Here is a 26,626-nt window from a genome sequence, read left to right as displayed (position 1 = left end):
GCGGAAAGCCTGACATCATCATCGCGCAACGCCGCTGCCCCTGTTGCTGCACGGCATTACGCGCTATCATAAGCGTTGTATTGAACGAATTAATGAGAATGATGATGAACGGCAAGATAACGACTTTTTTTGCAGATAAAGGCTTTGGCTTTATTACCGATGAAAATGGGGAAAATCGCTATTTTCACGTGGTGAAAGTACAAAACCCCGATCTGATTAAGAAAAACGCTGCGGTAACGTTTGAGCCGACCAACAATGCCAAAGGCCCCTCCGCCTACGCGGTGAAAGTGCTGGCCCCGAGCAAATACATCATCATTGCCAATGAACGTATTAAAATCAGCAGCATCAAATCCTTCCACACCTTCACCAAAGAGGTGCCGGTACAGAACCAGGTGGACAAAGAGAACACCGTGTTATCGGTTGGCCTGCTGATGAACCGTATTCGCCCGCAGACGGAGAGCGCCCCGGAGATGCAGACGCTGCGCATGCTGTCGGTGGTCACCTTCCAGAACGTCACCCACACCTTCTCCGAATATGAGATCGATCTGGACGAGACGCTGCAGGCGCTGCAAGGCCTGTAAGCACAATGATGCGGGTGAGCCTTTCCTCAGGCTCACCCGCCGTTACTCTTTAAACCAGATATGATCGACGCTGCTGCCGCTCACCGCATTAAAAGACTCCACCCGATTACGTCCCAGCGATTTGGCGCGATACAGCGCGATATCGGCCATATTCATCAACTGTTCCCAGGATTTAACTTCCTTCATCGCCAGGCTGGCTACGCCGACGCTGATAGTGATCTTGAGTGGCTTATGCCCAATGTTCACCTCGCTCTTTTCCACCTGCTGACGCAGAAATTCGCCTAACGCCACCGCCTGCGCCGCCAGTGCGCGCGGCAATACGGCAGCGAACTCTTCCCCGCCCAGGCGACCGAGAGGTTGGTCGCGGCGCAATTCACGCCGCAATACGTGAGTCACATGCGTCAATACCCGGTCGCCGACGATATGCCCATGGGTGTCATTAATCAGTTTGAAATGGTCAATATCAATCAGCAGCAGCGATACCGCCTCTTTAGAACGCCGTTTGTGTTCCAGCAGCTCTCTGGCCTTACGCGTCAGCGCGCTGCGCGTCAGCGTACCGGTCAGAAAATCATGGTTGCCGCTATGCTCCAGGCGGCGTACCAGCTTGCGGTTGGCCACCATCGAACTGGAGAGGATCAGCGGCCCCATCACCAGCATGGCGATCCCCAGACGCGCCGACATCAGGGTATCCAGCAACGCGCCGCGTGAGGCCGGCGTTTCGTACAGCATCACGTTAGCGGAGATCGCGCATATCTCCACCACCCCGGTCAGCAACGCCAGCAGCGTCACGGTAAACAGCTGGTAGCGCACCGCGCACCACAGCAGCGCCGGGATCGGAAACGCGATAGCGCCGGGACCGCCGATATAGATGCTAAACAGCAATGACCCCAGCAGCGCCAACAGCGGCAGGCTGTCGCGCAAATTCCAGTGATACTGCATACGCAGCAGCGTTTTTAACCGCGGCGCCGCCAGCAGTACCGGTAAAATCAGCAAAGTAGTGGAAAATTGTTCGCTGAACCACGCCAGCCAGGCGGTCAGCACCGTATTGTTATACAGGCTGTCGTTACGCAGTACCGACAGGGTCGATGCCACCACCGCGCCGGCCAGGCTGGCGGCAAACAGATACAAAATGGCCTGCGGGTTACCCATGCGCCGCTGCGACTGCGGCAACAGCCGCATCACGCCGTACCCTGTCGCCACCAGCGACATATTGCACAGGTTCAGCCACAGCGCCAGCATCCATCCTTCACCGGTGGTCAAATCCGCGCCGATCATGGCGATATAGGTTACCAGCCAGCCTGACGGCCCGGCATAGGCCGGTTTACGCAGCAGCACGCCCAGCAGGATGGCATTGACCGGCCAAAATAAGGACAGGGAATCAAGAGGACGGGAAAAAATGCCGACTAAAGAGAGAAAAAAAACCAGCAAAAAAAGATTAATCAGCCGCACTGCGCCAGGCAACCCATGCTTAGAAATCATTCTGGCGTTCATCGCCTGAACCACGCAAACATCATAACCAGAACAGTTGTATGCATATCATTCCATGCCCCAGCAAAATAAGGAGAATATATAAACCAGATTGCGACGGGAAAAACCAGACGGTTCAAAGATAAAAAGGTATTAACCTTTATTTAACAGAATCTTCCTATATCTGTCTGCGCATAGGCCTGTTTCCCGCAGAAGCGCCTCTTGGGTTAATAGCATAGCGCAACCTACTGTATTGCGGAACAAACATAAGACCACAATAATAGTGCAAGATAATTTCGCCTCACTATTTGCGAAATGTCCTTATCACTATTTTAGCGCAGGGAGAATAATGCGCCGTTCTCGCTCCTCCCGGTAAAGCGCCCGGCCCGGACACCGTCGTCAGGCGACTTTACATGCAGTCCCCCTGCTTCAGGGGCGCAAATAAAAAAAATCCCGCACAAGGCGGGATAAACTCAATGGGGATGGGTAATACACTACAGGAAAGGAATAACACACAACATCATCGGGTGAGTTAACACTATCAACTTGAGTGTATAGATTTGTCATCCCTTGGTAAGTTTGCTCAGGCAGATGTAACGCTGGATGGAAAACAGCCATCATATGCTGACGATACTGTTGCTCCCGCCATGCCAGCGGGCAGCCCGGCGACGTGCTGTGGTCGGCGTTGACGCCGGTCTTAATATCAAAGTAGACATGACCGCTGATGACAGCCGGATGCGTGGGATTAGGGCTGAATTTCCTAGCAGAAGATACGATGTAGGCCGAAGTTGCCAACGGCCGCCTGGCCTACCATATGCGACGAAAAATGTACGCCTCCGCCAGCAAAGATCTGGCGCTTCAAGCCTTACGCAGCCTCAATCATTAACAACGTGCGGCGGCAGCGCTTGCGAGATGCGACGGTAGTGTTCCAGGCGCTGTTTGAAATAAGCGCGCAGATGCTCTGGTTGTTCGGCCTCGACCAGATCGGGCCTTACCGGCAGATTCATCCACTCTTTGCCCGCCACGCCGCTGGCGGCGATATCCGCGCTGACTTTCCCCTCATACTTACCGGGCAACCCACTGTAATAAAGAGACATTGAACACCATCCTGCGCTAAAGGCTGCGTTATTGCCGAGCGTACCTTCACGTTCACTGAACATCGGCAAAGCGGAATGTAACCAAATATATAGCGACTTTCCAGACCGCGACAAAACGATCGGGCCCCGCATCATGGGGTAGCCCAAATGCGCCATACATGGTGGCCCCCTACACAACGCCCATTCCATGCATCACGATGTCATTCGGGGTATTATCGCCGCCTCCACTGCCGCAACGGCGGCAAGGTGGTCTTTATATCGTCAGAAGATACTACCTTCTGGCGCAGTGTAGAGTTTTTGGTTGAGATCAAAGGACTGCGGATAAATGCGATTTTTCATCGGTTTTCTTATCATCATGAGCCCAATCCTGTGGCTTACTGATACGCTCGGCAAGTTTGCCATCATCGCCTGGTTGGCAAACGGCGTGATTCTTACCTGTATCGCTAAATATATCGTCAACAGCAAACCCAAAGAGTACGACGAGGATCAGGATGTATTCTGATTCCTTTCATGCAACGGTGGTTGAAATAAAACCAGGTAAGAGCAACCCCATATCATTCGGATATCCCGTCCTTACCGGCCCGAACCGCTTATCACGTTGATCGCAGGGAACCCCTTGAGCACTTCCATGTCTAATTCTCCGGTCCAGGCAAGGAGCAACACCATGAGAAAACGCACATTTTTAAGCATCGTCGCCGCAATGCCCGCTTTTGGCGGCACCACTTTCGATACCCTCCCTATTGGAATCGGCGATCCGACCGAAACGGTCTTGTTGGTGCCACGGGAAGAAAAGGTGAAATTTGCCGCAGCCGGCGACGACTACAGCTGTTTTTACAAAGGCGAGAAATTTTCTCTCGGCGCCACGCTGGACGGTAAAACCTGCCGACTAATGGAGATAAAATCCGGTAAACTGCTGTCGAAAGTCAGCGTGCCACAGTGGGTGAAAGACGGGTAAATGTTTTAATTATCTTGCCTGCGTCATATTGGCCCTATTTGTGATAATGGAAGCCTAACCTGACAGCTCAGTATTGTAAAAATGCGGGGACGATGCCGGCTTACCACTACCGGAACATCATGTATTCCAGCCAACTCAACGATTGATGATGGAAAGACATCCATTCCTTTTGATTAGATAAAAAGTGGAGCACTTCATATTAACACCTCCCCTAACTTATTAAGTTAACAACAATCAATAGCTCTCCCCGATGCAGAAATTCTATCCATACCAAGATAGCCAACACCATTAAAAGAAAGCAAAAAAAGGATAATACCCAAAACAAAACAAGATAAATCCCTTTACTATCGGAATACTCCATTTAATATCCATGCTTTTAAATACAATAAAGACTTTCTTATGGAATAGCATCTAAATCGAGGTTAAGATACGAAGAGATTACGATAAGGAACGTTAATCCTCACAATCATTACATTATAAAAATCAATGAAAATAAATTAAGTTATCATTTTATGGATAGGGATATGCCTTTATTTTTAAAAAATATAGAGTTAACCTTTTACTTTTCTGCATCTTTAATTCTTATGCTGATTTCATTTCTATCGGCGACATGTCGCTCAATATCACTTGACAGGATTAACGCCTTTTTGGTGGCAATAATGATGGTGCTTTTTTATGGACTAAGGGCTGAAGGCACGTCAGACATAAAAATGTATCTTGATTTCTTTGACAAAATGGGTGACTTTGAAGACTTCCCATGGAGTTATGGTTTTTACGTCATAGCCCAAACGATAAAATCAATTAATCCATCACATGAATTCTACATATTTTTCACATCCCTATTTTTTGTTTTCGCCGTTTTAATATGCACATTCAAGTACTTAAAAGGAGAACCATACAAGTCATTACTTATGCTTTCTTTTTTTAATGGCTGGTATATCTTGGATTTAGCAACAAATACCATAAGACAAGGTATGGCGCTCCCATTCGTCATGCTCTCATTTTATTTCTTAATATACGGAAGAAAGTCTCTTTTCTTACTATTTGCAGCATTAGGAATAAGTATACACTGGGGCGCATTAACCCCCCTGTGCTTTGGTGTTGCCGCCTACTTTATCGCCAAAAGAAGATTCCTGCTAAGATCAATCACGATAGGCGTCCTCCTTTTTTATACAAGCTCTTACTTCATTAACCTCGATATTGCCCGAGTCCTGGTGGAGAAAACGTTCATTGACACGCTCCAAAAAGTTTTTGTCGGCGTTAACCTAAAAAGCAAAGCCTATGCGTACCTCAACTCAGAAATAATCGGAGCTCATTTTTACCAACTGCCAATTATTACACGACTAAAATACACCACAGAGTCATTTATTCCACTTGTTGTCAATGCTATCTTTTTCCTCAGTCGCAAAAAAAACGATCCGTTTTTTTATCAAAACAAATTATACCTGCCTGTATATACTCTATTCTTACTCTTAACCGCATATGGCGTAAGCATCATATCCATGGTGTGGTTCTTCCGGAATTTTTACTGGGGACCAATGTTATCAATGATAAGCTTGATGATAATACTTTCATATTATAAAAAATCAAAAAATCACAATGCATACGTGTTTGTTTTAACTTTATGTGTGCTTATCGTAGGGTTGCTTGCCAACTGGCCGTCAGCACTTTTACAGTTGTCATATCCCGCTTAGTTATCAGGATGATTATATTTATTCTTGCCGCCCGAGCGCTGAAAGGTAAGAACCACACCACAGAATACAAACAATCTGACATAGTATAAAAAACTTCAATTTAATGCCGGGTATCCCCCGGCATCTTTACCTGGCAAACAGGTTACGGTTTTTCCGCAATTCTTCGCAGATATTCGTTATTTTTAAAAGCAATAATAATCATCTCAAATGCCACACGGACAAATACGCCGCCAATCAGGATAGCCAGCAAACCACTAAACACTCCGCTGTACGTCATCATACCAATGCCGCTAATGATCACCCCCAACAAGGTTAACCAATAAACTACAGTGATGATTTTTGGCGTAAGCATCGCATCAAATAAAAAAATACTCTTCATTACTATCTACCTTAATATTATTAATACTATTCCATAAGTTCTACCGCTGTGCAGCGGTTCTATTTTGACATAATAATAAGATTGGCGGCTAGCCCTATAGCCGCGTTGGCGGAGTAAAATCACATTTCCAGGATGCGGACGGAAAATAGTGGCTAATACGGAAGTCCGTTTCCCCTGTCGGAAATAATGACGTTCTCGATATGAGCATGGCCAAATGAATCAGGCGTCAACCAACGGAACCTGGAGAAGATAAAACTGCTGCTCGGGGAAAAGTTCAGACTCGAAATGGCACGCCCTGTAGGACTCGAACCTACGACCTACGGCTTAGAAGGCCGTTGCTCTATCCAGCTGAGCTAAGGGCGCATTGAAGAGATGCGGCAACCCGGGGTTGCGGCTTGGATTATACGGCCCGAAGAGAGTGAGTCAATGCCTTTTCATTGTGTTGTCGTCGGCAGGGCGTTTTATGCTGCTTTTTCCGCCACCGCCGTACGCTAACATCATGATCTCTTAGCGCTAATCAGGTGTTTTACTGATGTGAAAACACGCGTATTGCACGGCTTCGCGCCCCATCGACTTCACCGCAATCGCGACATTAACACGATTCAGCGCCTGACAGCGCGCTCAGCTTCTGACAAAATAGCGCCATCCCCCGCTTTTTCTTTAAATGATGGATTTCCACACCGATGGCAGCAAAGATTATTGATGGTAAAACGATTGCGCAGCAGGTTAGAAGCGAAGTGGCTGAGCAAGTTAAACAACGTCTGGCCGCAGGAAAACGCGCGCCGGGTCTGGCCGTTGTGCTGGTGGGTGAAAACCCGGCCTCACAGATTTATGTCGCCAGCAAACGCCGCGCCTGTGAAGAAGTCGGCTTTGTTTCCCGCTCTTACGATCTGCCGGCCTCCACCAGCGAAGCAGAGCTGCTCAAGCTGATCGACCAGCTGAACGCCGACGCGGAAATCGACGGTATTCTGGTGCAGCTGCCGCTGCCTGCCGGCATCGATAACGTCAAGGTGCTGGAACGCATCCACCCGGACAAAGACGTCGACGGCTTCCACCCGTACAACGTCGGCCGCCTGTGCCAGCGCGCGCCTAAACTGCGCCCGTGCACCCCGCGCGGCATCGTCACCCTGCTGGAGCGCTATAATATCGATACCTACGGCCTGAATGCCGTGGTGGTCGGCGCGTCCAACATCGTCGGCCGCCCGATGAGCATGGAGCTGCTGCTGGCCGGCTGCACCACCACTGTGACGCACCGTTTTACCAAAAACCTGCGCCATCACGTGGAGAATGCCGATCTGCTGGTGGTGGCCGTCGGCAAACCGGGCTTTATCCCGGGCGACTGGATCAAACCGGGCGCGATCGTGATTGACGTCGGTATCAACCGTCTGGAAAGCGGCAAAGTGGTCGGCGACGTCGAGTTTGACGCCGCAAGCGAACGCGCCGCCTATATCACGCCGGTTCCCGGCGGCGTCGGCCCGATGACCGTCGCCACGCTGATCCAAAACACCTTGCAGGCCTGCGAGGAATATCATGACGTTCAACCTAAATAAGTAAGGCAGTATGGAAATTTTTAATCTGGATAACCACCCGCACGTCGAACTCTGCGATCTGCTGAAGTTTCAGGGCTGGAGTGAAAGCGGCGGCGCGGCGAAAGAAGTGATCGCCGACGGCCTGGTCAAGGTTGACGGCCAGGTGGAAACCCGCAAACGCTGCAAAATCGTCGCCGGACAAAAAGTCAGCTTTGCCGGCCGGACGGTCACCGTTCAGGCTTAAACGCCGCGGCACAGCCGGGTTGCACACGTGCAGCCCGGCTTTCCCCCTTGTTCCCCTCCCTTTTCGCCGCTAATTTCTCGATCGTCGTCAAAAAATCACTTTTTCCTCTGGATGAATGTGAAAATTATGTTGCACGCCCCGCTGAGTTGCCAGACGATGAGTAGAACGTTCTACTAGAACGTTCTACTTACAATAACAACGCCGTTTCAGGCGCATCCAGGGTCTCACATCGGGGGAAAACAGCATGGGTCTGTTCTCAGGGTTTGTTAAATCGTTATCCAAACTGTCTATGATTGGCCGCGCGCTGATGCTGCCGATTTCACTGCTGCCGGCCGCCGGCCTGTTGCTGGCATTCGGCGACAAATTCCATCTGCCGCTGATGATGAACGCCGGCGGAGTGATTTTCGATAACCTGCCGATGCTGTTCGCCATCGGCTCGGCGGTCGGGCTGGCCTCCGAATCCGGGATTGCCGCACTGTCCGCCGCCGTATCGGTGTTTGTCACCAATATCACCATCGGCACGCTGCTCGGCATCACGCCGGAGATGGCCGCACAGGGCGGAAAATATGCGCTGGTGGTCGGCATCCCCACCCTGCAGATGGGCGTGTTCGGCGGCCTGATCTGCGGCATTCTCGCTGCCTGGTGCTACAACCGTTTCCACGCCATGCAGCTGCCGGAGTTCCTCGGCTTCTTCTCCGGCAAACGCTTTGTGGCCATCGCCACCGCCTTGCTGTCGTTTATCATGGGTCTGCTGCTGCCCTACGTCTGGCAACACATTCAGTCCGGTATCGATGCGCTCTCGGTGGTGGTCAACGGCGATAATCAGGCGGCCTCCACCTTTATCTTCGGGCTGGTGGAGCGGGCGCTGATCCCGCTCGGCCTGCACCATATCTGGTATCCCTCCTTCTGGTATTCGTTCGGCGACTACACCACCGCCGCCGGCCAGGTAATCCACGGCGATCAGACCATCTGGTTCAAGATGCTGGAGGAAGGCGTGAAGTCTTTCAGCAGTGACAGCTACCAGGACGCCGGTAAGTTTATGCAGGGCGAATTCCCGCTGATGCTGTTTGCCCTGCCGGCCGCCTGCCTGGCGATGTATCACGAAGCCCAGACGGCCAATAAGAAAATCGCCGCCGGCATTCTGTTTTCCGCCGCGCTGACCTGCTTTTTAACCGGCATCACCGAGCCGGTGGAGTTCACCTTTATCTTTGTGGCGCCGATTCTGTACGTCTTTAACGCCATCATGGCCGGCCTGGCGTATATGACCATGTATCTGCTGCATGCGCATATCGCCAAATCGTTCTCGGCGGGCTTTATCGACTACCTGTCATTCGGCATCCTGCCCTCGTTCAACGGCTACCAGACCAACTTTATCAGCGCCGTGATCGTCGGTATTCCGATGGCGCTGATCTACTACTTCACCTTCCGCTTTGTCATCCGCCGTTTCGACGTGAAAACGCCGGGACGCACCAACGTAACCGCCAATGCGGATGACAAAAGCGACACCGAGCTGGCAACGGAAATCATCAGTCTGCTGGGTGGCGCACAGAATATCGACTCCGTCGGTTCCTGCATTACCCGCCTGCGCCTTGAGGTGGTAGACAGCAAATCGGTGGATAAAGACGGCCTCAACGGCCTCGGCGCACGCGGCGTGGTGTTTGTCGGCGACGCCGGCATTCAGGTTATTTTTGGCGCCAGGGCGCAATTTATTGCACAAACCATGTCAACGATGATGGGCAAATAAGCAAAAAATGGTAGGCTGTGAACGTCTCCGGCAGCGGCCGGAGACGTTGTGTTATCCCGCTGATTGCAGCGGATTTTTCTGGGAGCCGGTGTGAAAAAAGTCAGCATTATCGACGTGGCAAAGCTGGCGGGGGTCTCCGTCTCGACGGTGTCGCTGGTGCTGCGCCAGAAGGGCAAAATCTCCGACGCCACCATCGCCAACGTACAGGCCGCCATCCGCCAGCTGGGCTACGTGCACAACGTGGCGGCTGCCAATTTACGCGCCAGCACCTCTAACCTGATCGGCCTTATTCTGCGGGATTTCAGCGACAGTTTCTCCATCAAGGTGATGGCCAGCATCGTGCAGGAGCTGGAAAAACAGGGTTATATGGTGTTTCTCGGCCAGCCGCAGGACGAAGGGGAACACCTTGAGCGTTGCCTGCTCTCCTTCAAACAGCAGGGGGTGGCCGGCGTGATTTATCTGGCGTCGGACGCCGCCAGCCCGCATCTGCCCGCGCTTATCCGCCAATGTCCGCTGCCGCTGGTGGCGGTCTCGCAATCGCTGCTGGAGGAAAACGGCAACCTGGTGATGCGCGACAACCGCCAGGCGGCGGGGCTGGCCGCCCGCTATCTGATCGAACGCGGGCACCGCAGCATCGGCTATATCGGCGGCCGACAGGAGTCGCTGATTCGCCAGCAGCGGCTGCTGGGGTTGCGCAGCGCGCTCGTCCAGCACGGCATGAGCTACAAAGAGGAGTCCGCCCCCGCCTGCAGCGACGATACCCGCGCCGCCAGCCAGGCAACCCGCCATTTGCTCGAGCAAAACAACACCATCACCGCCCTGCTCTGCCACTCGCCGGACGCCATGCTTGGCTGCATTAACGGCATTCATCAGGTGGGGCGCACCATCGGCAAGGATGTATTTCTGACGCAGCAGGTGGCGCTGATTGGCTTTGAGGATATGCTGCACGTCAACCTCACCTCGCCGTCGTTCACCTACGTCTCCTCCGCCAGCGAAGAGACCGGTCGTCAGGCCGCAGCGCTGATGATGCGCAAGCTGAAGGAGCCGGCGTTACCGACCCAGCGCATTACGCTGTCCGGCCAATTGGTCGCCCGGGAGTCGGCATAAAAAAAGCCGGGGAGTGCGGCACACTCGCCCGGCCTGAGAATGGCTTGATGAACTCAGCGCTTACTTACGGCGCCAGGTGGTGCCCTGCGGGCCGTCTTCCAGCACGATGCCCATTTCGTTCAGCCGGTCGCGGGCGGCATCCGCCAATGCCCACTCTTTCGATTTACGCGCGTCATTGCGCTGCTTGATCAGCGCTTCGATCTCCGCCACTTCACCGTCATCAGCCTGCGCGCCGCTCTGCAGGAACGCTTCCGGCTCCTGCTGCAGCAGGCCCAGCACGTTCGCCAGTTTGCGCAGTTCGGCCGCCATGGCGTTGGCCGCCGCCATATCTTCACTTTTCAGGCGGTTGACTTCACGCGCCAGATCGAACAGCGCCGAATAGGCTTCCGGCGTATTGAAATCGTCGTCCATCGCCTCGCGGAAGCGCGCCTCAAAGGCTTCTCCGCCGGCAGGCTGCGCCGCCGGGTCGGTGCCGCGCAGCGCGGTGTACAGACGCTCCAGCGAAGCGCGCGCCTGCTTCAGGTTCTCTTCGCTGTAGTTCAGCTGGCTGCGGTAGTGGCCGGACATCAGGAAGTAACGCACGGTTTCCGCATCGTAATAGCCCAGCACGTCGCGGATGGTGAAGAAGTTGTTCAGCGACTTGGACATTTTTTCGCGGTCGATCATCACCATGCCGGAGTGCATCCAGTAGTTGACGTACGGGCCGTCGTGGGCGCAGCTGGACTGGGCGATTTCGTTTTCATGGTGCGGGAACATCAGGTCCGAACCGCCGCCGTGGATATCGAAATGGGTGCCGAGCTGTTTGCAGTTCATCGCCGAGCACTCAATGTGCCAGCCCGGACGGCCCGCGCCCCACGGTGATTCCCAGCTCGGTTCGCCCGGCTTGGACATTTTCCACAGCACAAAGTCCATCGGATTGCGTTTGACGTCGTCAATCTCCACCCGCGCACCAGCCTGCAGCTGCTCCAGGTCCTGACGCGACAGCAGGCCGTACTGCGGATCGCTGTCGATGGAGAACATCACGTCGCCGTTGCTGGCCACATAGGCGTGATCGCGTTCCAGCAGGCGCTGGGTAATCTCAATAATCTCGGCGATATGCTGCGTGGCGCGTGGTTCCAGATCCGGGCGTTCGATCAGCAGCGCGTCAAAATCGGCGTGCATCTCCGCCAGCATGCGGCCGGTCAGTTGTTCGCAGGTTTCACCGTTCTCCGCCGCCCGGCGGATGATTTTGTCATCCACGTCGGTCACGTTGCGCACGTAGTTCAGATCGTAACCGAGATAGCGCAGGTAGCGCGCCACCACGTCAAAAGCAACGAAGGTGCGGCCGTGGCCGATATGACACAGATCGTAAATGGTTACCCCGCACACATACATACCGACCTTTCCGGCATGAATTGGTTTGAATTCCTCTTTTTGACGACTCAGGGTATTAAAAATCTTTAGCATCGGGACATTCCGTGGTGTGCGTTGTAACAATATTAATTAACAGGGATCCGCGTATTGAACCCCGAAGGCCGCAGTAATGCAAGGTTAAGGCCAAGGAATGCTGACATCATCGGCAGAAAACCCTGCGTCGCGCGCCGCCTTCCGGTGTTATCTTATAACAAAACCCGGCGAACAGACAGCGCAAGCCAAGCCCGCTGCTGACTCGCTAATAGAGATATGTTATAAGGTCGGTCTGATTGTTTGCAGCCCGCTGTAACATCTCACTTCACCTTGTTAGGATTAAAACTATGGTTACTTTCCACACCAATCACGGCGACATCGTCATCAAGACCTTTGCCGACAAAGCACCGGTCACCGTTGAAAACTTCCTGAACTACTGCCGCGCAGGTTTCTACGACAACACCATTTTCCACCGTGTTATCAATGGCTTTATGATTCAAGGCGGTGGTTTTGAACCTGGCATGAACCAGAAAACGACCCAGTCGCCAATCAAAAACGAAGCCAACAACGGCCTGCAGAACACCCGCGGCACCCTGGCCATGGCGCGCACCAACGACCCGCACTCCGCCACCGCACAGTTCTTCATCAACGTGGTTGATAACGACTTCCTGAACTTCCGCGGCGAAAACGCGCAGGGCTGGGGCTACTGCGTATTTGCCGAAGTGGTAGAAGGCATGGACGTGGTCGACAAGATCAAAGGCGTGAAAACCGGCCGCAGCGGCATGCACCAGGACGTACCGGTCGAAGACGTGGTCGTCACCAGCGTAACCGTCAGCGAGTAACCGCGACGGCATGCACACGCTGTTTATCGCAGATCTGCATTTATGCGCACAGGAACCGGCAATTACTGCCGGTTTTCTGCATTTTTTGCAGCGCGACGCCGTTCACGCGGACGCGTTATACATTCTTGGCGACCTGTTTGAGGCCTGGATCGGCGATGACGATCCGGAACCACTGCACGCCGAGATCGCCGCCGCGCTGAAGGCGCTGCAGCAGGCCGGCGTCCCCTGTTACTTTATCCACGGCAACCGCGACTTTCTGCTGGGCAAACGCTTCGCCCGCGCCAGCGGCATGACCCTGCTGCCGGAAGAACAGGTGCTGGAGCTGTACGGCCGCCGCGTGCTGATCCTGCACGGCGACACGCTGTGCACCGACGATACCGACTACCAGCACTTCCGCCGTCGCGTGCACAATCCGCTGATTCAGAAGCTGTTTCTGGCGCTGCCGCTGCGCTGGCGTCTGAAGATTGCCGCCGGCATGCGCGCCCGCAGCCAGCAAAGCAATCAGCACAAGACGCTGGATATCATGGACGTGAACCCGCAGGCGGTTGCGCAGACGATGGAGCGCCACGACGTGCGCTGGATGATCCACGGCCACACGCACCGTCCCGCCATTCATCAACTTTCACTGCACGGCGCAGCGGCGCACCGCGCGGTATTGGGCGCCTGGCACCAGGAAGGCTCAATGATCAAAGTCAGCCGCGACGACGTCGAGCTGATCGCCTTCCCGTTCTGATAAATCGCTAACCTACTGACTTCAGGCGCGAGTGAAAGAATTCGCGCTTTTCACGGTGAAAACCGGCTACGCAACCGTTTTCCTTGCCGGGCGCCCGTGGTATGCTCTACGCCCTCAAATGGCTTGCCGCCTCAGGCAATTGGCCAACGCTTGTACAATACAGGAGCCTTACACCCATGGGAGCCAACGCCGCTTCAGCCACCACCGCTGGCGCTAAAATCGCAATTGTAATGGGATCGAAAAGTGACTGGGCCACCATGCAATTTGCGGCCGACGTCCTGACCTCGCTTGATGTCCCGTTCCATGTTGAAGTCGTCTCCGCTCACCGCACGCCGGACAAACTGTTCAGCTTCGCCGAACAGGCCGACGCCAACGGTTTCGATGTGATCATCGCCGGCGCCGGCGGCGCGGCGCACCTGCCGGGCATGCTGGCGGCGAAAACGCTGGTGCCGGTGCTGGGTGTGCCGGTGCAGAGCGCGGCGCTGAGCGGCGTAGACAGCCTGTACTCCATCGTCCAGATGCCGCGCGGCATTCCGGTGGGCACGCTGGCGATTGGCAAGGCGGGTGCGGCCAACGCCGCCCTGCTGGCGGCGCAGATCCTGGCGCGTCACGACGGCGCACTGGCGCAGCGGCTGGCCGACTGGCGTCAGGCGCAGACCGACGAGGTGCTGAGCAACCCGGACCCGCGGGAGGAAGCATGAAGCCGGTTTGCGTACTGGGCAATGGCCAGTTGGGCCGCATGCTGCGTCAGGCCGGCGAACCGCTGGGGATCGCCGTCTATCCGGTCGGTCTGGACGCCGAGCCGGAGGCGGTGCCGTATCAAAACAGCGTGATTACCGCCGAGATTGAGCGCTGGCCGGAAACCGCGCTGACGCGCGAGCTGGCGACGCACGGCAGCTTCGTCAACCGTGATATTTTCCCGCGTCTGGCCGACCGCCTGACGCAAAAGCAGCTGCTCGACCAGCTGAAGCTGGCGACCGCACCGTGGCAACTGCTGGCCGACGCGGCCGAGTGGCCGCAGGTGTTCGCCACGCTGGGTGAGCTGGCGATCGTCAAACGCCGCGTCGGCGGCTACGACGGCCGCGGTCAGTGGCGTCTGCGCCCCGGCCAGGAAAACGAGCTGCCGGCCGACGCCTACGGCGAATGCATCGTCGAGCAGGGCATCAATTTCTCCGGCGAAGTGTCGCTGGTGGGCGCGCGCGCTCACGACGGCCGCTGCGTGTTTTATCCGCTGACCCATAATCTGCACGAAGACGGTATCCTGCGCACCAGCGTGGCGCTGCCGACGCCCGATCCGGCGCTGCAGCAGCAGGCGGAGCAGATGCTGTCCGCAATCCTCAACGCGCTGGACTATGTCGGCGTGATGGCGATGGAGTGCTTTATCGTCGGCGACCGTCTGCTGATCAATGAGCTGGCGCCAAGGGTGCACAACAGCGGCCACTGGACGCAAAACGGCGCCTCCATCAGCCAGTTCGAGCTGCATCTGCGCGCCATTCTCGGCCTGCCGCTGCCGACGCCGGTGGTGAACACCCCGTCGGTGATGGTGAACCTGATCGGCACCGGTGTGAACAACGACTGGCTGGCGCTGCCGCTGGTGCATCTGCACTGGTATGACAAAGAGGTGCGCGCCGGCCGTAAAGTCGGCCACCTGAACCTCAACGATCCCGATGCTGGCGCACTGCGGCAGGCGCTGCAACAGCTGGCGCCGCTGCTGCCCGCCGAGTACCAAAGCGGCCTGGCGTGGGCACAGCAGAAGCTGGCGTAATCTGCGCCGCTAGCAACAAGGGTTCACGCTGGTGAACCCTTCAAACTGCTGACAAAGCCTGTTATTAGGGAGAGCGTGGCGATGGGGTCGTAGCGGCGTAAGCCGCCGGACAAATTTGCCGGGAGCAAATTTGAACAACCGCCAGGTTGGCCCGTAGGGTGGGACGCAGGGACGCGTCCCATAATCCCCCTCGTTACGCTAGGCCCGAGTATCTCGGATTCTCAGACCACGTTGTCATCAATCTCAAGGGTTCACGCAGGTGAACCCTTTTTTATCTCTGCATGAACACCACCTCCTATGGAGGTGGTCAGCAACAAGTTGGCTCTGCCAGTAATGCTACTCATGGGAAAATCCGAATCTGTTATCCCCATAACTGATAAGGATTTAACCATGAGTAGATTCCAGAAAGCATCTCATGTGCTCTGGTGTTGTCAATATCATATTGTATGGACACCCAAGTACCGATTTCGCATCCTTAGGAATAATGTTGGCAAAGAGGTCTACAAGCAGATAAGGATCTCAAGTGAGCAACTCGGGATAGAAGTGGTAGAGCTGAATGTTCAGATAGATCATGTCCATTTACTGGTAAAAGTCCCGCCACGTCTTTCTATTTCACATGTGATAGGTCATTTGAAAGGTAAAACAGCCCTTAGGCTGTTCAGCAAATTTCCCTATCTGCGGAAGAACAAGTTGTGGGGAAATCACTTCTGGGCGCGGGGTTACTGCGTAGATACCGTAGGTATAAATGAAGAAATGATAAGAAAGTACGTGAAGTATCAGGAAAAGCATGAAGTTGAAGAGAGCCAGCTTCCACTAAAAGAGGTGTGAAGCGAAGGCTCTCAGAGTCTGAGCTAAGTACGCCCCTCTGGGGCGCTATCAATGCCACCTGCTATGCAGGTGGTTTTTTACTGGCGTTAGCCGTCGTAGCGGCGGAACAGCGCCTGTCCGCGCAGCAGCCGGACGCCCAGCCAGCCGCCGCACAGTGACAGCAACAGCGCGCTGAGCAGCGGCAGCGCCCACCACAGCAGCGGCGTCGGCTGCCACGGGAAGTCGAACACCCGGCTCTGCAGCTGCCACAGCGCGGCTTCAGCGCCCAGCGCCGCCGCCAATCCCGCGGCCAGCCCCAGCAGCGCAAACTCGCACCACAGCGTCCGCCGCAGCAGGCGCTTGCTTGCCCCCAGCGTGCGATACACCACCAGCTCCTGACGGCGCTGGCGCATCCCCACCTGTACCTGCGCCAACAGCAGCAGGCCGCCGCACAGCACTACCAGAATCACCATCACCTCCAACGCCCGGCTGACCTGCTGCAGCACGCCGCCGACCTGATGCAAAATGGCGCCGATATCCAACAGGCTGAGCGTCGGGAACTGCCGGTTCAGCAGGGTCAGCACGCTGCCGTCGCCGCCGTAGCGGAAACTGGTCAGCCAGGTCTGCGGCTGGCCGTCCAGCGCGCCCGGCGGGAAGATAAAGTAGAAATTAGGCCGCAGGCTCTCCCAGTCCACCTGCCGCAGGCTGGTGACCTTGGCCTGAAACGACTGGGTATCGCCGCTGAAGGTCAGCGTGTCGCCCAGCTTCACCTTCAGCCGCTCCGCGATGCCGGCATCCATCGATACCTCGCCGCGCTGCGGCGGCCACTGACCCGCGGTCAGCGGATTATGTTCCGGCCGCTGCGCCAGCCAGGTCAGGTTCAGCTCGCGATTGACCGCCTCGCCGCCGGGATCGTCCTCGCGCACCAGCTCCGTTGCCGCCCGCTGATTAATCTCCGTCAGGCGTACGCGCACGATCGGATAGAAGGTTTCCGGCGCGATCTGATGCTGCTGCAGGAAAGCGCGCACCTGCGGCACCTGCTGCGCCGTCATATTCATCAGGAAGTAGTTCGGCGCCTCCGGCGGCAGCTGCTGCTGCCAGCGCTCCAGCAGATCGCCGCGCAGCACCAGCAACAGCGCCAGCAGCATAAACGACATGGAAAAGGCCGCCAGCTGGCTGACGGTGACCCACGGCTGATGCAGCAGCCGGTTGACCGCCAGCCGCAGCGCCAGGTTGCGCAGCCGGATACGGCGCAGCAGCGCGATACAGCCCCAGCCGATTGCGCCGAGCAGCAACGCCAGCACCACCGTACCGGCCAGCACTGACCACAACAGCGTGCTGCCGCCCATCAGCAGGCTCAACAGCGCCACCACAATCAGCAGCGCCGCCGGCAGGAAATAGCGCAGCGGCCAGACGTTGGCCACCACGTCGCGCCGCAGCACCCGCAGCGGCTGGGTCGCCAGCAGCTGCCGGTAAGGACGCAGCCCCACCAGCAGAGAGATCATCACCAGCGCGCCCAGCGCCCACAGCCACGGCCAGCCTCCGGCGGCCGGCAGCGCGTTGGGCAGCACCGGCGCCAACAGCCGGATCAGCAGCGCCTCAAACGCCAGCCCCAGCAGGCTGCCGCACAGCGCCGCCAGCAGCAGCACCGCCAGCCACTGGCCGATAATCAGCCGCCGCAGCGCCTTGCGTCCGGCGCCCAGCGTTTTCAGCACCGCTATCAAATCATGGCGGCTGCGGCAGTAGTGGCTCATTGCCACCGCCACCGCGGCTACCGCCAGCAACAGCGTCAGCAGCGCCGACAGCAGCAGGAATTGCTGCGAACGCTGCAGCGATTTGCCCAGCGCGCCGCCGGCGTTCTCCGTATCAAACCAGCGCTGGTCGGCCTTCAGCTGCGGCGTCAGCGCCGCCGCATAACGCGCCAGATCCGCCTCGGCGCCGGCGAACATATAGCGGTAGGTCAGGCGGCTGCCGGGCTGCACCGCGCCGGTTTTCTCAACGTCCGCCATATTGATCAGAATACGCGGTGCGGTCTGGAAAGGATTAAAGCCGGCGTCCGGCTCCTGCAGTATCTCCCCGGCGATGCGCAGCGTGGCGTCGCCGACGTCCAGCTCATCGCCCACCTTGACGCCCAACAGCGCCAGCAGGCGTGGCGCCACCAGCACCGTGCCCGGCTGCGGCTTGACGTCCGCCGGCCGCGTTTCCAGCCTGCCGTACAGCGGATAGGCCAGATCGGTCGCCTTGACGTTAGCCAGCTGCGGCCGATCGCCGGCATAGGTCATGGTGGTAAAAGAGAGCTGACGGCTTATCCGCAGGTTTTGCCGGCTGGCGTCAAGCAGCCAGCCTTCCGGCACAGGATGCGCGCTGCGCAGCACCCGGTCCCCGGCGATAAAATCACGGCTCTGCTGGCTCAGCCCTTTTTCCATCCGGTCGCTGATGCTGCCGAGCGCCAGCACGCAGGCCACCGCCAGCGTCAGCGCCAGCCAGACAATCAGCAGCGACGGCGAACGCCATTCACGCCAAAACCAGCGCCAAATCATGCTTCCTCCCACAGCTTGCCGTCACGCAAGCGCAGCCGGCGCTGGCAGCGCGCCGCCAGCGTTTCGTCGTGGGTCACCAGAATCAGGGTGGTGGCAAAATCACGGTTGAGGGAAAACAGCAGGTCGGCGATGCGCTCGCCGGTCTGACGATCGAGATTGCCGGTCGGCTCATCGGCAAACAGCACGCGCGGCCGGCCGCTGAAAGCGCGCGCCAGCGCCACCCGCTGCTGCTCGCCGCCGGACAGCTGCGCCGGCAGGTGATCCAACCGCCGTCCCAAACCAAGCTGCTCCAGCAGTTGCACCGCCTGCTCGCGGCTGCGGCGATCGCTCTCGCCGCGCAGCAGCGCCGGCAGCTGTACGTTTTCCAGCGCGTTCAGCGTCGGCACCAGCATAAAGGACTGAAAGACAAACCCGACGTTGTTGGCGCGCAGCGCCGCGCGCCCCTCTTCATCCAGCGCGCCCAGCGATTTCCCCAGCAGATGCACCTCGCCGTCGCTGCCGTCGTCCAGCCCGGCCAGGATCCCGAGCAGCGTCGACTTGCCGGAACCGGACTCGCCGATCAGCGCCAGCGTCTGCGCAGGTTTGACAACCAGCTCGACTCCGGTGAGGATGGTGAGCTGATGCTCACCCTGACCAACGTGCTTACTAAGATGATGAACTTCAAGAACGTTTTCCGCTGGCATTTTCCCATCCTTTTATTGTTGGCTTTATTCAGTTTACGTGCGGCGGCTGCCGATACGTTATTGATTCTTGGCGACAGTCTCAGCGCCGGCTACCGTCTGCCGGTGGCGCAGGCCTGGCCGGCGCGGCTGGCCGAACAGTGGCAGAAACAGCCCGGCGGCCCCAAAGTGATCAACGCCAGCATCAGCGGCGACACCGCCGCCCAGGGGCTGGCGCGCCTGCCGGCGCTGCTGAAGCAGCATCGGCCGCGCTGGGTGTTGATTGAGCTCGGCGCCAATGACGGACTGCGCGGTTTTCCGCCGCCGGATCTGCAGCGCGACCTTGAGCAAATTATCACCCTGACGCAGCAGGCGGACGCCCGCCCGCTGCTGATGCAGATTCGGATACCACCGAACTACGGCCGCCGCTATACTGAGGCATTCAGCGCGGTCTATCCGCGGCTTGCCGAGCAGTTCAAGATCCCCCTGCTGCCATTCTTTATGGAGCAGGTGGCTATCAAGCCGGAGTGGATGCAGGATGACAGTCTGCACCCGAATCTGGACGCCCAGCCGTTTATTGCCAACTGGATGGCGAAACGTCTGGCACCGTTAGTAACACAATAAGCCTGTACCCCTTGATCCAGACCGCATTGCGACCACCCCGCAGCGGCTAGTATGACGGGTATAATCAAATTAGGGATGAAGAGTAGGTAAAGTTATGCAAAAAGCGGTACTCATTACCGGCTGCTCCAGCGGGATCGGCCTGATCGCGGCGCAGGACTTACGCAGCCGCGGCTATCGCGTTCTGGCCGCCTGTCGCAAGGCGCAGGACGTCGACCATATGCAGCAGTTCGGCTTCGAAAGCATCCAGTTGGATCTGGACGACAGCGCCAGCGTCGAGCGCGCGGCGGCGCAGGTGATCGAGATGACCGGCGGCCGCCTGTACGGCCTGTTTAATAACGGCGGCTACGGCGTTTACGGCCCGCTCAGCGGCATCTCCCGCCAGCAGCTGGAACAGCAGTTTTCCACCAACCTGTTCGGCACCCACCAGCTGACGCAGCTGCTGCTGCCGGCCATGCTGCCGCACGGCGAGGGGCGCATTATTCAGACCAGCTCAGTGATGGGGCTGGTCGCCAGCGCCGGACGCGGCGCCTACGCCGCCAGTAAATTCGCGCTGGAGGCCTGGTCCGACGCCCTGCGTATGGAACTGCACGGCAGCGGCATTCAGGTCAGCCTGATCGAACCCGGCCCGCTGACCACCCAGTTCACCCAGAACGTCAACCAGACCCGCAGCGATCAACCGGTGCATAACCCCGGCATCGCCAAACGCCTGACGCTGCCGCCGGAGGCGGTGCTGCCCAAGCTGCGCCATGCGCTGGAAAGCCCAAAAGCCAAACTGCGCTATCCGGTCACCCTGCTGGCCCATGCGCTGAGCGTACTGCGCCGCATTCTGCCCGGCCGGGCGCTGGACTGGCTGCTGCGCGGCAACGGTTAATTACGTTAACGGGGTTGAAGGATGCGTTCCCTGCCCCCACGTAGCCCTATATGCTTCGCAGATCAGAGAGAAAATAATGCTAACGCCGACAGTTATTGAGATTAACGAAACCAACCTGCATCAGACGCTGGAACAGTCAATGTCCGTTCCGGTGCTGTTTTACTTCTGGTCCGAACGCAGCCAACACTGCCTGCAGCTGACGCCGGTGCTGGACAAACTGGCGGCGGAATACGCCGGCCAGTTCGTGCTGGCGAAAGTCGACTGCGACGCTCAGCAGGCGATCGCCGCGCAGTTCGGACTGCGCTCGATCCCGACCGTCTATCTGTTCAAAGACGGCCAACCGGTGGACGGCTTCCAGGGGCCGCAGCCGGAAGAAGCGATTCGCGAACTGCTGCAGCGCGTTCTGCCGAAAGAAGAAGACCTGAAGCTGGCGCAGGCCGGTGAACTGCTGCAGGACGGCAAGGCGATCGACGCGCTGCCGCTGCTGAAAGAGGCCTGGCAGACCAGCAACCAACGCAGCGACATCGGCCTGCTGCTGGCGGAAACCCAGCTGACGCTGAACCGCGTTGATGAAGCCGAAGCGGTGCTGGCCACCATTCCGCTGCAGGACCGCGATACCCGCTACCAGGGGCTGGTGGCGCAGATCGAGCTGTTGAAACAGGCCGCCGACACGCCGGAGATCCAGCAGCTGCAGCAGCAGGTTGAGCAAGACCCGGCCAACGCCGAGCTGGCGACCCAGCTGGCATTGCAGCTGCATCAGGTCGGCCGTAATGAAGAGGCGCTGGAACTGCTGATGGGACATTTGAAACAGGACCTGGCCGCCGCCAACGGCAGCGCGCGCAAAACCCTGATGGATATTCTCGCCGCGCTGGGCACCGGCGACGCGCTGGCCGGCAAATACCGCCGCCAGCTGTACTCCCTGCTGTACTGATCCTCGTCGCCATCGGGGCCGCCACGCCCCGATGGTTCACCATTTCACACGCTCAGCGATACACCCGCACGCCGCCCTCCACCCCTTTCGGACTGAACAATACCTGCCACAGTTGAATATTGCGCGAGCGAAACGCGCCGGCGCAGGCATTCAGGTAATAGGTAAACATCCGCTCGAAGCGTTCCGAGTAGTCAGCGGCCAGCTCGGGCCACGCGCGTTTAAAATTATCCAGCCAGGCCATCAGCGTGCGATCGTAGTCCGCACCGATATTGTGCCAGTCCTCCATCACAAAGCGCCCTTCGCTGGCGTCGGCAATATGTTTGACCGACGGCAGACAGCCGTTGGGGAAAATATATTTATCAATCCAGGCGTCCACGTTCAGGTCGGTCTGATTGGAACCGATGGTGTGCAGCAGGAACAGGCCGTCCGGACGCAGGTTGCGCGCCGCGACGCTGAAGTAGGTATCGTAATTCTTCGGCCCGACGTGTTCGAACATGCCGACGGACACAATGCGGTCAAACTGCTGGTGCAGATCGCGGTAATCCTGCAGCAGGATCTCGACGTCCAGCCCGGCACAGCGCTGCTGCGCCATTTTCTGCTGCTCGGCGGAAATCGTCACGCCAAACACCTTCACGCCGTAATGTTGCGCCGCATACTGCGCCAGCCCGCCCCAGCCGCAGCCGATATCCAGCAGCGTCATCCCCGGCTTTAGCTGCAGCTTTTCGCAGATCATCTGCAGTTTATCCTGCTGCGCCTGCGCCAGCGTTGTCGCCTGTTTCCAGTAGCCGCAGGAGTATTGCATATAGGGATCGAGCATGCGGCTGAACAGATCGTTGCCGATATCGTAATGCTCTTTACCCACCTGCCAGGCGCGCTTGCGCGACTGGCGGTTAAACAGCCGGGCGTAGGCGATACGCGCAATATCCGCGATGTTTTTCGGCAGCCGTTCGTCAACGCCGGCTCGCAGCAGGCGGCTAAACAGCATATCCAGACGCTCGCACTCCCACCAGCCGTCCATATAGCTTTCGCCAAAGCCCAGCGATCCTTCCTGCAGCACCCGTTTAAACAGCTGCGGGTTATTCACCTGAATATCAAACGCCTGGTTGCCGTTAATCGTAATGCCGGCTTCCGCCAACATCTCTTCAACGATGGCGTACCAGCGATCTTTTCTACGGGACAGTGTGTTAATACCAGCCGAATCCATAACAATCCTCAATGCAGAAGACGTTTCAACAAGCATAGTCGCAAATTGAAATGACAAAATTTTGAAAGGAAAAAGCGCGTTGATGCAGGTTAACCAAGGTGGGAAACGGGTTGAAATGAATTAAAATCATTAACAATATGCCTGATTGGCATAGTGACCTGCTCCGGGGATACGGCGGACTTCCCCGCTCCGCCGTTCTGCACGGCAGATATACCGAATAATATCGGCCCCCAGGGCAGAGAAAACAGGCTTTCCTCGACAAAGTGGCGTAATATCCGCTTACATCTGTAAAACAGGAGGTTATGCAATGTTCGCTTTTATTCTGATCGTAATTGTTCTGGCGTTGGTCACCGTGTTTGCCGGCGCCAAAATCGTGCCGCAGGGTTACCAGTGGACGGTGGAGCGCTTCGGCCGCTATACCAAAACACTGATGCCGGGTCTGAACCTGGTGGTGCCGTTTGTCGATCGCATCGGCCGTAAAATTAATATGATGGAACAGGTGATCGACATTCCGTCACAGGAAGTCATCTCCCGTGATAATGCCAACGTCGCCATTGACGCGGTCTGTTTTATTCAGGTGATCGACCCGGCGCGCGCCGCCTATGAGGTCAGCAACCTGGAGCTGGCGATCATCAACCTGACCATGACCAACTTCCGCACCGTGCTGGGGGCGATGGAGCTGGACGAGATGCTGTCGCAGCGCGATAACATCAACAGCCGCCTGCTGCAGATCGTCGATGAGGCCACCAACCCGTGGGGCGTGAAGATCACCCGTATCGAAATCCGCGACGTGCGTCCGCCGGCCGAGCTGATCGCCTCCATGAACGCCCAGATGAAGGCGGAACGCACCAAGCGCGCCGATATTCTGGAGGCCGAAGGGGTGCGACAGGCGGCAATTCTGCGCGCCGAAGGGGAAAAACAGTCGCAGATTCTGAATGCGGAAGGCGAACGGCAGTCGGCGTTCCTGCAGGCCGAGGCGCGTGAACGTGCGGCCGAAGCGGAAGCCCGGGCGACGCAGCTGGTCTCTGACGCCATCGCCAACGGCAACATTCAGGCAGTGAACTACTTCGTCGCGCAAAAATATACCGATGCGCTGCAAAGCATCGGCGCTGCCGATAACAGCAAAGTGGTGATGATGCCGCTCGACGCCAGCAGCCTGCTCGGCTCCATCGGCGGCATTACCGAGTTGCTGAAAGACGGCAAAGGTAAGGCGTAATGCTGGCGCTGATAACGGAAAACCCGCACTGGATCTGGCTGTCGCTCGGCGGTCTGCTCTTAATTGCCGAAATGCTCGGCACCGGCGGTTATCTGCTGTGGAGCGGCGTGGCGGCAGCGATCGTCGGCACGCTGGTCTGGCTGTTTCCCGGCATCGGCTGGGAATGGCAGGGGGTGCTGTTTGCCATTCTGGTCATCGTGGTCGCCTACCTGTGGTGGTACTGGCTGCGCGCCCGCGCCTCCGCCAACGACGGCGCTCAGCTGAACCAGCGCAACCGTCAGCTGATCGGCACCCGCGCCACACTGGCCGAACCGCTGCATAACGGCGTGGGACGCATTAATATCGGTGACGGCAGCTGGCGCGCCCGCGCTACGCAGGACTTACCGGCAGGCGCCGAAGTGGAAGTGATCGCCGTAGAAGGCACAACGCTGGTGATCCGCGCCGTTATCCGCGGATAACGGCGCGGCTGTTTAATTCGGCGTATGGCAGCAGCCGGCCAGATTATTAATAATCGGGCAGTCGGCGCCGTCATCGCCGGGACACTGCTCCGCCAGCGTCAACAGACGCTGGCGCATCTCCTGCAGCGCCTGAATATGCTTTTCAATCTCCGTCACCTTGTGCAGGGTGCGCGCCTTCACATCGGCGCTGTGCCGCGCCGGGTTGTTGAACAGCGCCACCAGCTCGCGGCACTCGTCCAGATTAAAGCCCACCTGCCGCGCCTGGCGCAGCAAGGTCAGCTCTTCAATATGTTTAGGGTTGTAGCTGCGATAACCATTGCCGGTGCGGATTGGCGCGGTAACCAGACCTTTCTCTTCATAGAAGCGAATCGCCTTGCTGGTTAAACCGGTTTTTTTCGCCACATCGCTGATATTCATCGTTCCCCCTTGACCTTCCCCTAGCGGTAAGGCTCTAGTACAGCGCAGTACCGTAACATACAGCGCCTACACTGCAGTTTACAAACTTAGCCTACCTCTGCAATATTTTTCAGCGGATAACGAAAATGGACGCGCGACTAAAACCGGGAAAAATGTTAACCCCATAATATCAAAGGGGCCGTTTTACTTGCCATGAGGATACCACAGATATCTGACCTCTTTGCATCAATCAGTAAGTACCGACTTATTACCAATGCCGGTGTCGCTTGGCGGGTATTTTGAGCGGTATAAAGCATTTTCTCTGTAAAGCATGCAAGTCACAACAGGCCGAACCCACCACTATCGACTCAACATGTATTACGCACTAACTTGACGACATATCAATGACATCATCATCCAACTGGCTTCAGTGGCAGGTGGTTATTGATAAACATCAGTACCATTTATTATATTTAATGTAAACAAAAGAAACCAATATGACCCAAGATAAGCTAAGAGCCGCTGCGTAATCGGGAGTGAATTTTATAAATACATAGACTCCCAACATGATAACAATAGCGGGAACCAAATAAAAAAACGACTGCATCAGCCATAAAATAGCGCGTTTCATTTCCGTAGAATCTCATATAAAGCGTCAGCTATTTTCTCTTCATTATTATCACCAGAGTTTATTTGATATATTATTTTTGACATTTGAGGCTCAATCAAAAAGTAAAGCATTTCAAGGTTTTCTTTGCATAGCGCTTGGTAGTATGAGGCATCTTGATACTTGAGTTTATTAGCGGATGATGCTGCTATCTGCGCCTTTGCATAGAGTGTTGCACCATTTACAAACCATGATGAGAAAGAATTAACAAGTTTCACATGGCTATTTTTAAAATCCGCACTACCGAGTACTAAGTTTGCTAGTGTCAATGATAATGCTAGCTTACTGGCTTTAACAGAAGCATGTTCTGCTGCTTTACCTAACAATTTTTGGATCCGGAATACCAAATTATTACTTTTTTGGTCTCCAAGCTTTGTTAACGTTTTTCGAAAGTAAATCTCAACCATATCTAGAGCAACATCGTTTCTTTCATAAATTTCACCTAAAGCAAGAACTAGTCTTTTATCCTCTCTCCACGTGTCACGACAGGAGCTACGATAATACTCATTAGGGATAAGGCATGAACCATAATTAGTAAGCCGTTGCCCACCAAGCTTTACTTTTTCAATGGTGGTAATATAATTTGCATGAATGTCACTTAATGAATTTGTTAACGCGATAGCTAACCGTTTATTGGCCTGCATCTTCAATTTTAAGTAGGTTTGTGACATAACTGAGCTCCCTGTTGTATCATTTACTCAATTTTTGATCATGTTCGCCAACAGGGGCA

Annotated in this window: 27 protein-coding genes and 1 tRNA gene; 18 read left to right on the top strand and 10 right to left on the bottom strand. The window is 56.4% G+C overall.

Going from position 1 to position 26,626, the window contains the following annotated elements; genetic code table 11:
• Nucleotides 1–104 precede the first annotated feature (104 nt).
• On the top strand, nt 105–581 hold the full coding sequence (locus I6G83_RS12565; protein WP_015671277.1) for a cold-shock protein: 477 nt from the start codon (nt 105–107) through the stop codon (nt 579–581).
• Between the two features lie 42 nt (nt 582–623).
• On the opposite strand, the gene I6G83_RS12560 is transcribed toward I6G83_RS12565, so the two are convergent.
• Nucleotides 624–2,072, bottom strand: a complete 1,449-nt coding sequence (locus tag I6G83_RS12560) for a GGDEF domain-containing protein (RefSeq protein ID WP_054305921.1) — start codon at nt 2,070–2,072, stop codon at nt 624–626.
• 851 nt (nt 2,073–2,923) lie between these two features.
• Complete coding sequence (locus I6G83_RS12555; RefSeq protein WP_054305922.1) at nt 2,924–3,145, bottom strand: DNA polymerase III subunit theta; 222 nt, start codon at nt 3,143–3,145, stop codon at nt 2,924–2,926.
• A 325-nt stretch (nt 3,146–3,470) separates the two neighbouring features.
• Here I6G83_RS12555 and I6G83_RS12550 point away from each other — a divergent pair, with 325 nt between their 5' ends.
• The 3 genes from I6G83_RS12550 to I6G83_RS12540 all read left to right on the top strand — a co-directional run bounded on the left by I6G83_RS12550 (nt 3,471) and on the right by I6G83_RS12540 (nt 5,794).
• Entirely contained in the window at nt 3,471–3,647 is a 177-nt protein-coding gene (locus I6G83_RS12550; RefSeq protein ID WP_156484028.1) for a hypothetical protein, read from the top strand.
• Nucleotides 3,648–3,809: 162 nt separating this feature from the next.
• Nucleotides 3,810–4,100, top strand: a complete 291-nt coding sequence (locus I6G83_RS12545) for a hypothetical protein (protein WP_152972189.1) — start codon at nt 3,810–3,812, stop codon at nt 4,098–4,100.
• Between the two features lie 524 nt (nt 4,101–4,624).
• A complete protein-coding gene (locus I6G83_RS12540) occupies nt 4,625–5,794 on the top strand; it encodes an EpsG family protein (protein ID WP_072186108.1) in 1,170 nt (389 codons plus the stop codon).
• Between the two features lie 142 nt (nt 5,795–5,936).
• On the opposite strand, the gene I6G83_RS12535 is transcribed toward I6G83_RS12540, so the two are convergent.
• Nucleotides 5,937–6,173 carry a DUF4282 domain-containing protein gene (locus I6G83_RS12535; protein WP_054305925.1) on the bottom strand — a complete coding sequence of 79 codons (237 nt, stop codon included), beginning with the start codon at nt 6,171–6,173 and terminating at the stop codon, nt 5,937–5,939.
• A gap of 286 nt (nt 6,174–6,459) precedes the next feature.
• Nucleotides 6,460–6,536, bottom strand: a tRNA-Arg gene (locus I6G83_RS12530).
• A gap of 320 nt (nt 6,537–6,856) precedes the next feature.
• Here I6G83_RS12530 and folD point away from each other — a divergent pair.
• From folD to malI, 4 genes are all read left to right on the top strand, one after another.
• Complete coding sequence (gene folD / locus I6G83_RS12525) at nt 6,857–7,723, top strand: bifunctional methylenetetrahydrofolate dehydrogenase/methenyltetrahydrofolate cyclohydrolase FolD (RefSeq protein ID WP_054305926.1); 867 nt, start codon at nt 6,857–6,859, stop codon at nt 7,721–7,723.
• 10 nt (nt 7,724–7,733) lie between these two features.
• On the top strand, nt 7,734–7,946 hold the full coding sequence (gene ybcJ / locus I6G83_RS12520) for a ribosome-associated protein YbcJ (protein WP_015671267.1): 213 nt from the start codon (nt 7,734–7,736) through the stop codon (nt 7,944–7,946).
• 244 nt (nt 7,947–8,190) lie between these two features.
• Entirely contained in the window at nt 8,191–9,690 is a 1,500-nt protein-coding gene (locus I6G83_RS12515; RefSeq protein WP_054305927.1) for a PTS transporter subunit EIIC, read from the top strand.
• Between the two features lie 90 nt (nt 9,691–9,780).
• A complete protein-coding gene (malI, locus tag I6G83_RS12510) occupies nt 9,781–10,797 on the top strand; it encodes a Mal regulon transcriptional regulator MalI (protein ID WP_054305929.1) in 1,017 nt (338 codons plus the stop codon).
• A 60-nt stretch (nt 10,798–10,857) separates the two neighbouring features.
• Here malI and cysS read toward each other — a convergent pair whose 3' ends face one another.
• On the bottom strand, nt 10,858–12,243 hold the full coding sequence (gene cysS / locus I6G83_RS12505; RefSeq protein WP_054305928.1) for a cysteine--tRNA ligase: 1,386 nt from the start codon (nt 12,241–12,243) through the stop codon (nt 10,858–10,860).
• A 287-nt stretch (nt 12,244–12,530) separates the two neighbouring features.
• Between cysS and ppiB the strand changes: the two genes are divergently transcribed.
• The 5 genes from ppiB (at nt 12,531) to tnpA (ending at nt 16,351) form a co-directional block, all read left to right on the top strand.
• Entirely contained in the window at nt 12,531–13,025 is a 495-nt protein-coding gene (ppiB, locus tag I6G83_RS12500) for a peptidylprolyl isomerase B (protein WP_015671263.1), read from the top strand.
• Nucleotides 13,026–13,035: 10 nt separating this feature from the next.
• Nucleotides 13,036–13,758, top strand: a complete 723-nt coding sequence (locus I6G83_RS12495) for a UDP-2,3-diacylglucosamine diphosphatase (RefSeq protein ID WP_015671262.1) — start codon at nt 13,036–13,038, stop codon at nt 13,756–13,758.
• 176 nt (nt 13,759–13,934) lie between these two features.
• Nucleotides 13,935–14,459, top strand: coding sequence for a 5-(carboxyamino)imidazole ribonucleotide mutase (purE, locus tag I6G83_RS12490; RefSeq protein WP_062779322.1), 525 nt, complete (start codon nt 13,935–13,937; stop codon nt 14,457–14,459).
• Entirely contained in the window at nt 14,456–15,523 is a 1,068-nt protein-coding gene (gene purK, locus I6G83_RS12485; protein WP_054306048.1) for a 5-(carboxyamino)imidazole ribonucleotide synthase, read from the top strand. Before purE ends, purK begins: the two co-directional genes overlap by 4 nt.
• A gap of 390 nt (nt 15,524–15,913) precedes the next feature.
• A complete protein-coding gene (tnpA, locus tag I6G83_RS12480) occupies nt 15,914–16,351 on the top strand; it encodes an IS200/IS605 family transposase (RefSeq protein WP_032751944.1) in 438 nt (145 codons plus the stop codon).
• Between the two features lie 86 nt (nt 16,352–16,437).
• On the opposite strand, the gene ybbP is transcribed toward tnpA, so the two are convergent.
• Complete coding sequence (gene ybbP, locus I6G83_RS12475; protein ID WP_054307728.1) at nt 16,438–18,870, bottom strand: putative ABC transporter permease subunit YbbP; 2,433 nt, start codon at nt 18,868–18,870, stop codon at nt 16,438–16,440.
• Complete coding sequence (gene ybbA / locus I6G83_RS12470; protein WP_054307727.1) at nt 18,867–19,553, bottom strand: putative ABC transporter ATP-binding protein YbbA; 687 nt, start codon at nt 19,551–19,553, stop codon at nt 18,867–18,869. The genes ybbP and ybbA overlap by 4 nt, the downstream gene beginning before the upstream one ends.
• Here ybbA and tesA point away from each other — a divergent pair.
• The 3 genes from tesA (at nt 19,524) to I6G83_RS12455 (ending at nt 21,955) form a co-directional block, all read left to right on the top strand.
• Entirely contained in the window at nt 19,524–20,153 is a 630-nt protein-coding gene (tesA, locus tag I6G83_RS12465; RefSeq protein ID WP_054307726.1) for a multifunctional acyl-CoA thioesterase I/protease I/lysophospholipase L1, read from the top strand. The two genes, ybbA and tesA, sit on opposite strands and share 30 nt — an antisense overlap.
• Before the next feature lie 94 nt (nt 20,154–20,247).
• A complete protein-coding gene (locus I6G83_RS12460; RefSeq protein WP_054307725.1) occupies nt 20,248–21,024 on the top strand; it encodes an SDR family oxidoreductase in 777 nt (258 codons plus the stop codon).
• A gap of 76 nt (nt 21,025–21,100) precedes the next feature.
• Complete coding sequence (locus tag I6G83_RS12455) at nt 21,101–21,955, top strand: co-chaperone YbbN (protein WP_015671255.1); 855 nt, start codon at nt 21,101–21,103, stop codon at nt 21,953–21,955.
• Nucleotides 21,956–22,007: 52 nt separating this feature from the next.
• Here the strand turns inward: I6G83_RS12455 and cfa are convergent, their stop codons facing one another.
• Nucleotides 22,008–23,159 (bottom strand): cyclopropane fatty acyl phospholipid synthase, encoded by a 1,152-nt coding sequence (gene cfa, locus I6G83_RS12450; RefSeq protein WP_054307724.1) that lies wholly within the window; start codon nt 23,157–23,159, stop codon nt 22,008–22,010.
• Nucleotides 23,160–23,466: 307 nt separating this feature from the next.
• On the opposite strand from cfa, the gene I6G83_RS12445 reads away from it, so the two are divergent.
• Nucleotides 23,467–24,375, top strand: coding sequence for an SPFH domain-containing protein (locus I6G83_RS12445; RefSeq protein WP_054307723.1), 909 nt, complete (start codon nt 23,467–23,469; stop codon nt 24,373–24,375).
• Nucleotides 24,375–24,833: an NfeD family protein gene (locus I6G83_RS12440; RefSeq protein WP_054307722.1), complete on the top strand. Its 459-nt coding sequence runs from the start codon at nt 24,375–24,377 to the stop codon at nt 24,831–24,833. Before I6G83_RS12445 ends, I6G83_RS12440 begins: the two co-directional genes overlap by 1 nt.
• Nucleotides 24,834–24,845: 12 nt before the next feature.
• Here the strand turns inward: I6G83_RS12440 and cueR are convergent, their stop codons facing one another.
• Both cueR and I6G83_RS12430 read right to left on the bottom strand, forming a co-directional pair.
• Nucleotides 24,846–25,250, bottom strand: a complete 405-nt coding sequence (gene cueR / locus I6G83_RS12435; protein WP_054305406.1) for a Cu(I)-responsive transcriptional regulator — start codon at nt 25,248–25,250, stop codon at nt 24,846–24,848.
• A 606-nt stretch (nt 25,251–25,856) separates the two neighbouring features.
• Nucleotides 25,857–26,567: a hypothetical protein gene (locus tag I6G83_RS12430; protein ID WP_061324788.1), complete on the bottom strand. Its 711-nt coding sequence runs from the start codon at nt 26,565–26,567 to the stop codon at nt 25,857–25,859.
• Nucleotides 26,568–26,626 lie beyond the last annotated feature (59 nt).

It is taken from the genome of Serratia rubidaea, from assembly GCF_016026735.1.
GTDB classification, from domain to species: domain Bacteria; phylum Pseudomonadota; class Gammaproteobacteria; order Enterobacterales; family Enterobacteriaceae; genus Serratia_B; species Serratia_B rubidaea.
Note: the sequence above shows the minus strand (reverse complement) of the source record. Positions and strands in the feature narration are given on the sequence as shown.